The organism is Bacillus sp. J14TS2 (assembly GCF_018333015.1).
Lineage (GTDB): Bacteria > Bacillota > Bacilli > Bacillales > Bacillaceae_C > Lederbergia.
In genome coordinates this window covers 1-13,673 of sequence record NZ_BORE01000021.1, presented here as the reverse complement: position 1 = coordinate 13,673, position 13,673 = coordinate 1, and the positions used below count along the sequence as shown (strand labels likewise).

General features: G+C 40.2%; 13 protein-coding genes and 1 rRNA gene. 13 read left to right on the top strand and 1 reads right to left on the bottom strand.

The annotated features are described in order from the left end of the window. The first annotated feature begins 47 nt into the window (after positions 1 to 47). From hpt to hslO, 4 genes are all read left to right on the top strand, one after another. Positions 48 to 593, top strand: a complete 546-nt coding sequence (gene hpt, locus KI375_RS23630; RefSeq protein WP_212975851.1) for a hypoxanthine phosphoribosyltransferase — start codon at positions 48 to 50, stop codon at positions 591 to 593. A 99-nt stretch (positions 594 to 692) separates the two neighbouring features. Beyond that, complete coding sequence (gene ftsH, locus KI375_RS23625; protein ID WP_212975850.1) at positions 693 to 2,696, top strand: ATP-dependent zinc metalloprotease FtsH; 2,004 nt, start codon at positions 693 to 695, stop codon at positions 2,694 to 2,696. Positions 2,697 to 2,906: 210 nt separating this feature from the next. Continuing rightward, positions 2,907 to 3,671 carry a type III pantothenate kinase gene (locus KI375_RS23620; RefSeq protein WP_212975905.1) on the top strand — a complete coding sequence of 255 codons (765 nt, stop codon included), beginning with the start codon at positions 2,907 to 2,909 and terminating at the stop codon, positions 3,669 to 3,671. 14 nt (positions 3,672 to 3,685) lie between these two features. Next, positions 3,686 to 4,561, top strand: coding sequence for an Hsp33 family molecular chaperone HslO (gene hslO, locus KI375_RS23615; protein ID WP_212975849.1), 876 nt, complete (start codon positions 3,686 to 3,688; stop codon positions 4,559 to 4,561). Positions 4,562 to 4,769: 208 nt separating this feature from the next. On the opposite strand, the gene KI375_RS23610 is transcribed toward hslO, so the two are convergent. Further along, positions 4,770 to 6,119 carry an ABC transporter substrate-binding protein gene (locus KI375_RS23610; protein ID WP_212975848.1) on the bottom strand — a complete coding sequence of 450 codons (1,350 nt, stop codon included), beginning with the start codon at positions 6,117 to 6,119 and terminating at the stop codon, positions 4,770 to 4,772. A 522-nt stretch (positions 6,120 to 6,641) separates the two neighbouring features. Between KI375_RS23610 and KI375_RS23605 the strand changes: the two genes are divergently transcribed. The 9 genes from KI375_RS23605 to KI375_RS23565 form a co-directional block, all read left to right on the top strand. Further along, complete coding sequence (locus KI375_RS23605) at positions 6,642 to 7,448, top strand: AraC family transcriptional regulator (protein ID WP_212975847.1); 807 nt, start codon at positions 6,642 to 6,644, stop codon at positions 7,446 to 7,448. A 126-nt stretch (positions 7,449 to 7,574) separates the two neighbouring features. After that, the gene (gene cysK, locus KI375_RS23600; protein WP_212975846.1) at positions 7,575 to 8,501 is read left to right on the top strand and encodes a cysteine synthase A; all 927 of its coding nucleotides are present in this window, start codon (positions 7,575 to 7,577) and stop codon (positions 8,499 to 8,501) included. A 255-nt stretch (positions 8,502 to 8,756) separates the two neighbouring features. Further along, the gene (gene folP, locus KI375_RS23595; protein ID WP_244853025.1) at positions 8,757 to 9,578 is read left to right on the top strand and encodes a dihydropteroate synthase; all 822 of its coding nucleotides are present in this window, start codon (positions 8,757 to 8,759) and stop codon (positions 9,576 to 9,578) included. Further along, complete coding sequence (gene folB, locus KI375_RS23590; protein ID WP_212975845.1) at positions 9,571 to 9,933, top strand: dihydroneopterin aldolase; 363 nt, start codon at positions 9,571 to 9,573, stop codon at positions 9,931 to 9,933. The genes folP and folB overlap by 8 nt, the downstream gene beginning before the upstream one ends. Beyond that, positions 9,933 to 10,460, top strand: a complete 528-nt coding sequence (folK, locus tag KI375_RS23585; RefSeq protein WP_212975844.1) for a 2-amino-4-hydroxy-6-hydroxymethyldihydropteridine diphosphokinase — start codon at positions 9,933 to 9,935, stop codon at positions 10,458 to 10,460. Before folB ends, folK begins: the two co-directional genes overlap by 1 nt. Next, positions 10,412 to 10,630, top strand: coding sequence for a helix-turn-helix domain-containing protein (locus tag KI375_RS23580; RefSeq protein ID WP_207453745.1), 219 nt, complete (start codon positions 10,412 to 10,414; stop codon positions 10,628 to 10,630). Before folK ends, KI375_RS23580 begins: the two co-directional genes overlap by 49 nt. Before the next feature lie 11 nt (positions 10,631 to 10,641). Then, complete coding sequence (gene dusB / locus KI375_RS23575; RefSeq protein WP_212975843.1) at positions 10,642 to 11,634, top strand: tRNA dihydrouridine synthase DusB; 993 nt, start codon at positions 10,642 to 10,644, stop codon at positions 11,632 to 11,634. A gap of 136 nt (positions 11,635 to 11,770) precedes the next feature. Further along, positions 11,771 to 13,258 (top strand): lysine--tRNA ligase, encoded by a 1,488-nt coding sequence (gene lysS / locus KI375_RS23570; protein ID WP_212975842.1) that lies wholly within the window; start codon positions 11,771 to 11,773, stop codon positions 13,256 to 13,258. Positions 13,259 to 13,563: 305 nt separating this feature from the next. Beyond that, positions 13,564 to 13,673, top strand: a 16S ribosomal RNA gene (locus KI375_RS23565); the annotation flags it as partial.

Genomic DNA, 13,673 nt, shown 5'->3' with positions numbered 1-13,673 from the left:
CAAACATTAAATGATCATACCCAAACAATTTCAGGGGGCAGGATGAAATGAAAAATGATATTAAGGAAATTCTTATAACAGAAGAGGAAATTAACGAGAAAACTTCAGAATTAGCTGCACAGCTTACGGAAGAATATGAAGGTCGTTTCCCACTCGCAATCGGAGTCCTAAAAGGAGCTGTTCCTTTTATGACGGATTTACTGAAGCGAATAGATACATATTTGGAAGTGGACTTTATGGATGTATCCAGCTATGGCAGTGGAACAGTCCCCTCGGGCGAAGTGAAAATTTTGAAAGACCTAAACACCCCTGTTGAGGGAAGAGATATTCTAATCATTGAGGATATTATTGATAGTGGGTTAACTTTAAGTTATTTGGTGGATTTGTTTCGGTATCGAAAAGCAAAATCGATTAAAATTGTCACCTTGCTAGATAAGCCATCGCGTAGAAAAGGAACAATTACAGCTGACTATGCATGTTTTACTGTTCCCGACGCCTTTGTTGTTGGCTATGGACTTGATTATGCGGAAAAATATCGTAATCTCCCCTATATTGGGGTATTAAAACCAGAAATATATGAAAAAAATGAATGAGGATAAAAAAATGATTAAACCAATGTGGAATAGTTGTAAAAATGCAAATAGCTATGATACTATTGAAGATAGTTTTTTTACTGTGGGAGGAGGTAAGGGATGAACCGGGTTTTGCGAAATGTCATTTTTTATGGACTCATCTTTCTTGTATTAGTTGGAATTTTGAGTTGGTTTAAAAACGGTAATGAAGTGACAGAACCTATTACGTATAATGAATTTGTAGCGCATTTGGAAAATGGAGATATTGAAAAATATACAATGCAGCCTGAACGAGGCGTTTATGAAATTAAAGGGCAGTTGAAAGGTGCGGAAGATGGAGACTCCTTTATTACATACGTAATGAATAGCCCCGCGATGCTTGATCGCATTGATGCAGCCTCAACTGATTTGGAAGTACAACCAGCAAAAGAGACGAGTGTTTGGGTCTCATTCTTAACTGGGATAATTCCGTTTATTATTATCTTTATTTTATTCTTCTTCCTGTTAAATCAAGCTCAAGGTGGCGGTAGCCGCGTAATGAACTTTGGGAAGAGTAAAGCAAAGTTGTATTCTGAAGAAAAGAAAAAAGTTCGCTTTAAAGATGTAGCAGGTGCGGATGAAGAAAAGCAAGAACTAGTAGAAGTAGTGGACTTTTTGAAGGATCCAAGAAAGTATACTGAATTGGGAGCAAGTATTCCAAAGGGGATTTTGTTAGTTGGTCCACCTGGAACAGGTAAAACCTTACTTGCACGAGCAGTAGCTGGAGAAGCTGGAGTACCATTTTTCTCTATTAGTGGTTCTGACTTTGTGGAAATGTTTGTCGGTGTAGGGGCATCGCGAGTTCGTGATTTATTTGAGAATGCGAAAAAGAATTCCCCTTGTATTATCTTTATTGATGAAATTGATGCAGTTGGTCGCCAGCGTGGTGCCGGCCTTGGCGGTGGGCATGATGAACGTGAACAAACATTAAACCAATTGCTTGTTGAAATGGATGGATTTGGTGAAAATGAAGGAATTATCATTATCGCTGCTACGAACCGTCCAGATATTTTAGACCCAGCACTATTACGTCCAGGACGTTTTGATCGACAAATTACAGTGGATCGACCAGATCTAAAAGGTCGTGAAGCAGTATTACGTGTTCATGCGCGTAACAAACCTCTTGATGATTCGGTTGATTTAAAGTCGATTGCCATGAGAACACCGGGTTTCTCGGGAGCAGATTTGGAGAACTTATTAAATGAGGCGGCTTTAGTCGCTGCAAGAGTCAATAAGAAGAAAATTGATATGGACGATGTCGATGAAGCAACGGATCGTGTGATTGCAGGTCCTGCAAAGAAAACCAAGGTAATCTCGAAGAAAGAGCGAAATATTGTCGCTTATCACGAAGGTGGTCACACAGTTATCGGCTTGGTTTTAGAAGATGCAGAAATGGTTCATAAAGTAACTATTGTTCCACGTGGTCAAGCTGGCGGTTATGCTGTCATGCTTCCTAAGGAAGATCGTTATTTCATGACAAAGCCAGAATTGCTTGATAAGATCACTGGTTTGTTAGGTGGACGTGTTGCGGAAGAAATTACCTTTGGTGAAGCTTCTACTGGTGCTCATAATGACTTCCAACGTGCAACAGGGATTGCACGAAAAATGGTTACTGAATTTGGAATGAGTGAAAAACTTGGTCCGCTTCAATTTGGTCAAGCACAAGGTGGCCAAGTGTTTCTAGGTCGTGATATTAATAATGAACAGAATTATTCTGATGCCATTGCTTATGAGATTGATTTGGAGATTCAGCGCATTATTAAAGACTGTTATGATCGTGCGACGAAGATTTTAACAGAAAATAATGATAAGCTTAAATTGATTGCCAAAACTCTTTTAGAAATAGAAACCTTAGATGCTGAACAAATTCGTGGTTTGTACGAAGATGGTAAGCTTCCAGAAGGTCGAATTGACAATGGTGATGATGTAGATCCTGCTATTAATATTCAACCCAAAGAAAAAACAGAAGAGGACTTGACGATCACGGAACAGCGTGAAGATGACCCAGTTTCTGGTCAATCGGGTAAATTAGGCCCAAGTCGCCGTCCAAATGAAACGAACGATGATGATACAAAAAATGAATAAGTAAAATAGTGATGAAGGAGGGTCTAAGGACTCTCCTTTATTCTATGCTGAGGACTATCTAGGCTCGTAAAATATTACCTGTGAAAAAATATTTCCGACAATGTCTCCGGTCAAATATTGGTGAATAGCAGTCGATAAAATATCCCCTCTTAAAGGATTTATGGTATGATGTTTTCGAGCAAAAGTCCTATTAAAAAAGTGGTGAATCAATTGTTTTTAGTCTTAGATGTAGGGAATACCAATATTGTGCTTGGTGTATATCATCGAGAACAGTTAAAATACCATTGGCGAATGCAAACCAATCGTCATAAAACAGAAGATGAATATGGAATGGATATTAAAATGTTATTTCAACATGAAGGAATCCAATTTAAAGATATTCAAGGCGTGATTATCTCTTCTGTTGTGCCTCCATTGATGTTTACACTAGAAAAGATGTGTGAGAAATATTTTCATGTAAATCCAAAGATTGTCGGCCCGGGAATTAAAACTGGATTAAACATAAAATACGATAATCCTCGTGAAGTGGGAGCAGACCGAATTGTCAACGCGGTTGCGGGAATTCATGAATACGGAAATCCGCTGATCATTGTAGATTTTGGAACTGCGACAACCTTTTGTTATATCAATGAGAAAAGTGAATATATGGGTGGCGTTATTGCTCCTGGGATTGGTATTTCAACAGAAGCCCTTTATAATCGGGCCGCAAAGCTTCCGAGAATTGAAATTACCCATGTAGACGAAATCATTGGCAAAAACACGGTCGCAGCGATGCAAGCTGGTATTCTATTTGGATTTGTAGGGCAAGTCGAAAGCATTGTTCAACGAATTATTGATACATGTCAAACAAAGCCAACAGTCATTGCAACTGGAGGGCTTGCTAATTTGATTGCAACAGAAACTGAGATGATCGATATTGTGGATCCTGATTTAACATTGAAAGGTCTACAATTAATTTATAAACGAAACGAATGAAAGGTGGCCTTTTAATGGAAGACTACTTAGTGAAGGCAATAGCTTATAATGGTCAAGTCCGTGCTTATGCGGCCATTACAACAAATACGGTTAACGAAGCCCAGCGGAGGCACCAAACTTGGCCAACAGCATCGGCAGCTCTTGGTCGAACAATGACGGCTGGCGTGATGATGGGTGCGATGTTAAAAGGCGAGAATAAAATAACCATTAAAATTGAAGGGGGCGGACCAATTGGTATAGTACTTGCAGATGCTGATGCGAAAGGGCATGTGCGTGGCTATGTCACAAACCCTCAGACACATTTTGAATTAAATGATATAGGGAAATTGGATGTGAGACGTGCTGTCGGGGTTGATGGAACATTAACGATAGTGAAAGATGTCGGGCTGAGAGATCATTTTTCCGGCCAAGTGCCTCTAGTATCGGGAGAAATAGGGGATGATTTCACTTATTACTTTGCTAAATCAGAACAAACGCCATCTTCTGTAGGTGTTGGAGTCCTGGTAAATCCCGACAATTCCATTTTAGCTGCAGGTGGCTTTATTATACAAATGATGCCTGGGGTAGATGAAGAAACAGTCACCGACATTGAACAGAAATTACAATCGATTCCACCAGTTTCAAGCTTGGTAGATGAAGGGTATTCTCCAGAGGAAATGTTGGAGAGTTTCTTAAAGGATGTCAACATTCTAGAAAAGCAGGCTGTTGATTTTCAATGTACCTGTTCAAAGGAACGTCTATCCAATGCCATTGTTAGCTTAGGCAAAGAGGAAATTCGTGCTATGATTGAGGAAGATGGGGAAGCGAATGCCCAATGTCACTTTTGTAATGAATCATATCATTTTACAAAAGAAGAATTAGAAGAATTAGAAGAAGAAACACAAAGGTAAGAAAAATTGCCTATTTAAGATTTACGTTCTTCTGATTCTCAACGAATAGTTCAAAAAAACGTTCACGCGGATATCAAGGTGCGTGAACGTTTTTTCTAACGAATTAACTGACTCCAATGATTGAAGCTTCTCTTTAGACTAGTAGAAAATTGCCAGTACACAAATATTTTCAGCAAAAAACGAACAATGATATTTGTGGATCAAAAGGCTACTCGGACGCCTGCATGTCATTCACTAGTTTATTGGCTTCTTCTTGTGCCTCCCGCAACACTGTGTTTACATCTTTGTTTTCCAATGCTAATTTCTTCCTGACGTCCTTCATCAATTCGTCAAGTTCACTGTTATATGGAGCTGGTTTACGATCTGGAGATGGATCAATTGAGAAAATGTCCTGTAGATGTTTCCCTTCATACAAGTTTGAACCCGCAGCGTACGACTCGCGAATGTCATCATCTTCAAGCACCGTTACCCGATTTACTTGCTCACTTAAATAAGACTGTGCTTCTTCTGATACCATTTCCACGGCGACTTGTATAGCGGCTTCCCGGTTTTCCGCTGTTTCGGGAACAGCAAACAAGTGATAATCAGTATTCCGACCAAGATCAGGGGTGCTAGAAAATGATGGGAACGTGGTAACATCCCAATCTAAACCGGCTTCTTCCATGGCTGGGATCCGACTTGTATACGGAATTACCCAGTACGGAAACATTGCCAATCGCCGTTCTTCGATAAACTTGTTTATCCCCCCATACCCGTAATTCTCTTCATTCTCCCCGATCAATCCAGGTATACTGTATGCTTGCTCAAATACATCAAACACTTCTTTAAATCCGTCTGTCATCATATCCACTTCACCGTTGTCATCGACATACGATAAGGAATGTGCTCGAAGGGCCTCGTGCACCCATCCTGGATCAAAGCCGATGTAGTCGACCCCATCCCGATTTCCTGTTACTTGTCTCGCCAAATTGATCACTTCATCCCAAGTCATACCGGGCTCGGGATAATCTACTCCAAACATGTCAAAAATTTCTTTGTTATAGACCATTAAGCCGTAATTTAGCGAGATCGGCATTCCATAGATAGCATCAGGTGTATCGAAAACCTCGGCCTGCTGCTTTAGATCTTGTACAATCGCTGGATTAATACGTCCCCAATCAAAATCTTGACGATCAAGGAACTCCGACATATCGCCAGCCAATTCCAGATCAATCCGATCATACAAGCCAGGGTTGCTAGTAGTAATGATATCCGGTACCTCTCCGGCTGCGACCATGTCATCTAAATTAGCATTCTTCAGTAATTCAAAAGAGACGTCCGGATATTTGTCAGTGACAGGTTTGAACATTTCAGCAACTAAATCGTCATCGATCAACCCCATCGCTTCATTATAGATTGTAATCGTCACTGGTTCCTCCAGCACGTTCTCGTTTGTCTTCGATGCCTCGTTTCCCGTGGAGCCTGCATCAGACTCCGTGCCAGCTTTATTCTGACAGCCAACCAGTAGAATTAAGGTGAGTAATATCGCTAAATGTCTCCACCTCACAAGAGTTTTCATCTGTTATCCCCCATTCTGTGAAATCGCATACATGTTATATGCCTTTACAAGCTTACCAAATTTGCGCTGATTGTAAATAAAGGATACGATTAAGACATACACTTTTCTGCTAAAACACCTAAATCTTGAAAACTTAAAAGTTTTTGGGATATTAACTAACGATATTTTTACATTTTTAACTATTAGTGCGTGTTCAAAGAGTCCGATAAAAAGGATCAAGTCGACTAAAGGTGTTGACGTCCTGTCAGCAACACCGACAGTACTACATCCTGTACGTCGAAAGTTCAAGGCGGCGTAGCTTTGAGGAACGGACTAGTACAGGAGGTACTGACTTCCGTGTTGCCCACAGGACGTGGACGATTTTAACGGAAGTTCCTCAGTTTTAATACGTGAGTACCGGAAAAGTAAGCCAACGAGAAATTCGATGCGTCAATTTTGTTGGGCTTTTTGAACAACCTCTATATTAGAACTATTGAGCGCAGCTGCCGAGAGACTATCTAAAATTTCAGGAGGAAGACATACGTGGAACCAGAGGTCTTGTTATGCGGTTACTCCTACCATAAGAGGACGTTTGAATACAACATATTTAAACAGGAAGGTGTAAAGAGTTATCTGATCCGCCTGCAAACAGAAGGGACTGCTCTTGTTCTTGCAGATGATCAGACGATTAATACCGAGGCGGGAAGCCTTCTATTATTGCCACCTGGCACGATATATGAGCTTCGAGTAGAAAAAAGTGAAGGAATTTCTAATAAACGTGAACACCCGAACCACATCATGAGTGGAGATCACTATTTATTTTGTCAGGGGTCCTGGATAGAACGCTGGTGGGGACGTTATCCAAAACCTATATGCGTCAATATCGAATTGCAAGAGTCCCTGCTTACACTATGGCGGACGCTGACGTTGGAACAACGCCGTCAGGACAAGGATAACGAACTGATCTCTTATTTACTGCGAGCACTCTGTCTGCATTTGGATCGCGCGATTAAAGAAACTACACCTTCTTATCGCCTGATCTATACCGCATCCCGAATGAAGCGCTATATAGAAAGGCATGTGAGTCATCCGTTCACAGTCGAGGATGTAGCCAGGCATGTTAACTTAAGTGCATCACGAGCTGCCCACGTATTCAAAGAGTATTATGGCAAAACGATCATGTCCTATGCTTTAGAAATTCGTCTGTCCGGGGCAGTTGATCGGATGAAGCATACGACGATGACACTGGAGGAAATCGCCCACAACAGTGGGTTCCGTAGCTACACTTATTTTCACCGTGTGTTCAAAGACAGATTCGGCTTATCGCCGTCTCAATTTCGTAATCAATAAGCGGAAAAGTGAACTCAAAAACCCCTAGAAGAACATGATTTTCACCTATCACTTTATTGACTTTATGTGATCAGCGTGGTATCCTAAAATAAACCTATAAAAATACTAGGAATTAGAGGTGGGAAGATGGCAAATATAGCGAATTCGATAACCGATCTCATTGGAAATACACCGATTGTGAAACTAAACAGATTAACAGATGAAAATAGTGCAGATATCTATTTAAAATTGGAGTATATGAACCCTGGAAGTAGTGTAAAAGATCGTATTGCTTTAGCGATGATCGAAGCAGCTGAAAAAGGCGGAAAGTTAAAAGCGGGCGACACAATCATTGAGCCAACAAGTGGAAATACAGGAATTGGTTTGGCAATGGTTGCGGCTGCAAAGGGATATCGCTCCGTGCTTGTTATGCCAGATACGATGAGTATGGAGAGACGTAATCTATTGAAAGCATATGGTGCCGATTTGATTTTAACTCCTGGAGCAGAGGGAATGAACGGAGCAATTAAAAAGGCAAATGAGTTGGCGAAAGAGCATGGTTATTTCATTCCTCAACAGTTCGAAAATCCGGCTAATCCGGAGATTCACAGTTTGACAACTGGACGAGAAATTGTTGAGCAAATGGGTGATCAACTTGATGGTTTTATAGCAGGTATTGGTACAGGTGGTACAATTACAGGAGCTGGCGAAGTTTTGAAGGAACACTATCCAACTATCAAAGTCTATGCTGTAGAGCCAGAGGATTCTCCAGTTTTATCAGGAGGAAAAGCGGGGCCGCATAAAATTCAAGGAATCGGCGCTGGATTTGTTCCAAAGATTTTAGACACTAAAGTTTATGATGAAATCATTAAAATTAAAAATGAAGAAGCTTTTGAGTGGGCGAGAAGAACAGCGCGCGAGGAAGGCATACTAGGCGGTATTTCTTCGGGCGCCGCAGTAGCGGCAGCTTTAAAGGTAGCAAAGGAACTCGGTAAGGGTAAGAAGGTGCTAGCTGTTATTCCAAGTAATGGAGAACGTTATTTAAGTACTCCTCTTTACCAATTTGATGATTAAATAAGAAAAGACTTGGTGCTTCGTGCACCAAGTTTTTTTCACGTCCGAAGAACCCCATTCACGTCCGAAGAACCCCATTCACATCCGAAGAACCCCATTCACATCCGAAGAACCCCATTCACGTCCGAAGAACCCCATTCACGTCCGAAGAACCCCATTTATTTTAAACAACCTTACGCAGGAGTTCTTTTCAAAAATAACTTTTAAGGGTAGACTGATGGTATATGTTTGAATGAGAAGGTGTTTGAGTTGAAAATAAAATGCGGGAAACATACATTGGATTTTACAAATAAAACGCTTATTATGGGGATTTTAAATGCGACACCAGATTCTTTCTCAGATGGTGGGCGTTTTAATAAAGAGGCACAGGCGCTACAACATGTAGCGGAGATGGTAGAAAATGGGGCCGATATGATTGATATTGGTGGAGAATCAACAAGACCTGGACATAATCCAGTATCTGGTGATGAGGAAATAGCTAGAGTGGTTCCGATTATTGAAGCTTTAGCAGATAAAGTTCAGGTGCCTATTTCCATTGATACATATAAAGCATCCACTGCAGAGCGGGCTGTAGCGGCGGGTGCAACAATAATCAATGATATTTGGGGAGCAAAAAAGGATCCGGAGATAGCTAGTGTTGCTGCGAAGAGTGGAGTACCGCTTATTCTCATGCATAATCGTGACAATCGAAACTATACCTCTTTTATCCGTGATGTACTTCAAGATCTATATGAAAGTATTTCTATTGCAAAAAAGGCTGGGGTTCGGGATGAGAATATTATTTTAGATCCCGGGATTGGTTTCGCAAAGGATTATAACGAGAACATTGAGATGATGAGAAATCTAGATAAATTAGTAGGGATTGGTTATCCAGTCCTATTAGCGACTTCTCGTAAAAGAATGATCGGTGAGGCTCTAGATCTACCTGTTGATGAACGAGTGGAAGGTACAGGTGCTACAGTCTGTTATGGGATTCAAAAGGGTTGCCATATGGTGCGTGTCCATGATGTAAAGGAAATGAGTAGAATGGCCGCTATGATGGATGTTTTAGTCCAAAGGGGTGAAAATAATGGATAAGATTTATTTAAATGAGTTAGAATTTTATGGTTACCACGGTGTACTTCCGGAGGAGAACCGATTAGGGCAAAGATTTGTTTTAAATCTGATTATAGAAAGTGATCTTAGAGAAGCAGGTCAGAACGATGACCTAGCTCAAACGATTAATTATGCGGATGTTTATGAAGATTGCAAGCGAATTATGGAAACAGAAAAATATGAATTAATTGAAGCTGTTGCAGAGAAGGTAGCGTCTGTTTTGTTAGATCAATATCAATTAATCCAGCGTGTTACGGTAAAGGTCATAAAGCCAGACCCCCCTATTCCAGGACATTACCATTCAGTTGCTGTGGAGATTACAAGGGAGAAAGTGTAATGGAAAATGTGGCATTTATATCTTTGGGATCAAATATAGGAAATCGACTAGGATATTTAAACCAAGCGATCCAAATTTTAAGGAACTATCCCGAACTTCAAATTGAGAAGCTTTCCTCCATTTATGAGACAGAACCGATCGGATATACAGACCAAAGTCAATTTCTTAATATGGTCATAAAGCTGTCAACCGCCTTATCGCCACATCAATTACTAACTCTTTGTTTAGAAGTGGAACGGGAGATTGGACGAATTCGCGAGTTTAAGTGGGGTCCAAGGGTTATCGATCTTGACATTTTATTGTATAATAAAGAAAATATTATGATGGAGGATTTACAAATTCCCCATCCGCGTATGAATGAGCGGGCTTTTGTCCTTATTCCTTTAATGGAAATTGACAGTAGTCTTGTCCTTCCAAGTTCAAACGCCCCTTTAGTTGAAGTTCTGAACGAAATACCTGATAAAGAAGGAGTTCGGTTATGGAAACAGATAAATGGGGAAGACGCATTCGCGCCTTTCGAAAATTAAAAGGTTTTACACAAGAAAGGCTTGCGGAAAGCTTAGGAATTTCCGTTTCCGTTTTTGGAGAAATTGAACGCGGCACCCGTTTGCCGACTGATCATATGCTACGTAAAATATCAGAGGTACTGGGTGTTTCTGTTGAGGAACTTACACCAGAAGATGAGCGGATGGAATAGGAGAGTTATGGATGTTAAAAATAGCTGATATTGAGATGAAGAACCAAGTTGTTCTCGCACCGATGGCGGGTGTTTGTAATTCGCCCTTCCGCTTAACCGTAAAAGAATTTGGTGCAGGACTCGTTTGCGCTGAGATGATCAGTGATAAAGGGATCGTTCATAAAAACGAGAAAACGATGAATATGCTTTATATGGACGAGCGCGAGAAACCTTTATCTCTACAGATTTTTGGTGAAAAAAAGGATACTTTAGTAGAAGCGGCTCGCTTTGTTGATCAAAATACAAATGCTGATATTATTGATATTAATATGGGATGCCCCGTGAATAAAATTATTAAATGTGAAGCGGGAGCTAGATGGCTTCTTAATCCCGATAAAATCTATGATATGGTTTCTTCTGTCGTGAAAGTAGTGGACAAACCAGTCACAGTCAAAATGAGAATTGGCTGGGATGAAGAACATATCTTTGCGGTTGAAAATGCACAAGCCGTTGAAAATGCCGGTGGTTCGGCTGTTTCCATGCATGGTAGAACACGAGTGCAAATGTATGAAGGAGAAGCTAATTGGGATATTATCCGTAAGGTAAAACAATCAATCAACATACCCTTAATTGGGAATGGAGATGTGAAAACACCTGAAGATGCAAAAAGAATGCTAGTTGAAACAGGTGTAGACGGTGTGATGATCGGACGGGCGGCGCTTGGAAATCCGTGGATGATCTATCAAACCGTTAAATATCTAGAGACTGGTCAATTAATTGGTGAACCCTCTGTTCAGGAAAAGATGGATGTGTGTAAGCTACATCTAGATCGCCTAATTTCCCTCAAAGGTGAGAACATAGCAGTGAGAGAAATGAGGAAACATGCTGCATGGTACTTAAAGGGAATTAATGGAAATGCAAAAATTAGAAATGCGATCAATCAATGTCTTACCCGAGATGAGTTAGTGCAATTATTAGATTTTATATCTGAAGATGCGGCGATAAGCGATAAGCAAGCGGGATAACAGAGCCATACTGCCGGTAGACGCTGGCAGTTGTTTTTGTGTAAGAATCAGATGATTGATTTCATTTTTCGTATAAAGAGATAACTGTAGCTTTAATGGAAAAATTAGAGTTTTAAATTAGATTGGAGTGTTTTTAATGAGTCAAGAAGAATTGAATGACCAATTACAGGTGAGACGTGAAAAAATGCAAACCTTGAGGGAGAACGGCATGGATCCCTTTGGGAAACGATTTGACCGCACCCATGATACAGAATCGATTAAGAGTTCTTACGATGAATTTTCTAAAGAAGAATTAGAAGAAAAAGCAATTGAAGTGATAATTGCTGGTAGGGTGATGACGAAACGTGGAAAGGGAAAGGCTGGGTTTGCTCATATTCAAGATTTACAAGGGCAAATTCAAATCTATGTGCGGAAAGATAGTGTGGGAGAAGAACAGTATGAGCTTTTTAAGTCCGTTGATTTAGGTGACCTGGTTGGCATTACAGGTACAGTGTTTAAAACAAAGGTAGGAGAACTATCCGTTAAAGTGACGGATTTTACTTTATTAACGAAAGCTTTACGGCCGCTACCTGATAAATTCCATGGATTAAAAGATGTTGAACAGCGCTATCGTCAACGCTATCTTGATTTGATTACAAACCAGGAAAGCAAGGAAACATTTATTAAAAGAAGTAAGATTTTGCATGAAATCAGGCATTATTTAGATGAGGAAGGGTACTTAGAAGTAGAAACACCGATGTTACATGCGATTGCAGGTGGGGCGGCAGCACGTCCATTTGAAACCCATCATAATGCCTTAGATATGCCGTTTTATATGCGAATTGCGATTGAGCTCCATTTGAAACGCCTGATTGTTGGTGGATTAGAAAAAGTTTACGAAATTGGTCGCGTGTTTAGAAATGAAGGTGTATCGACTAGACATAATCCAGAGTTCACCATGATTGAACTTTATGAAGCATACGCCGACTATGAAGATATTATGGAATTAACGGAAAACCTTATTGCACATGTGGCAAAAGCAGTTCTTGGTTCAACAACAATTCAATATGGGGACTATGAAGTTCATTTAGAACCAAGATGGCGCCGTCTACATATGGTGGATGCTGTGAAGGAATATACAGGTGTTGACTTTTGGAAAGAAATGAGCGACAACGAAGCAAAACAATTGGCAAAAGAAAATGGGATTGAAATAACTGAGCATATGACCTTTGGACATATTGTCAATGAGTTTTTTGAGCAAAGAGTTGAAGAAAAACTTATTGAGCCAACGTTTATATATGGACATCCAGTCGATATCTCTCCTTTGGCAAAAAAGAATGACGAAGATCAGAGATTCACAGATCGATTTGAACTATTTATAGTAGGTAGAGAACATGCCAATGCCTTTACCGAATTAAATGATCCTATTGATCAAAGGGAACGCTTTGAAAGCCAGTTGCTTGAGCGTGAGCAAGGTAATGATGAAGCGCATGAAATGGATGAGGATTTTGTGGAAGCATTAGAATATGGTATGCCACCAACTGGTGGACTTGGGATAGGGATTGATCGTTTGGTCATGTTATTAACTAACGCTCCATCTATTCGTGATGTTCTTTTATTCCCGTTAATGAGAAAGAAAGATTAACTGTTTGCCCATTACCAGAGGCATGGTAACGTAGTTTTGTCCATGCCTTTGAAATATTTTTGAAAAATAATTAAAATAAATGTTGCATACTTAAAAAAACGATGGTATATTAATAATCGTTCCTTAAAACAAGGAACAAAGAAATTAAAAAAAGTTGTTGACATTGGGAATGCGATTTGGTAACATAGAAAAGTCGCCAATAAAGGCAACGAAGTTTGATCTTTGAAAACTGAACGAAACGAACGTCAATAAATATTGGATAAATGGTTCTAAACCATTGCCAGCAAATGAGTAGGAAACAACACTTTTATGAGAGTTTGATCCTGGCTCAGGACGAACGCTGGCGGCGTGCCTAATACATGCAAGTCGAGCGGATCAGATAGGAGCTTGCTCCTTGACGATTAGCGGCGGACGG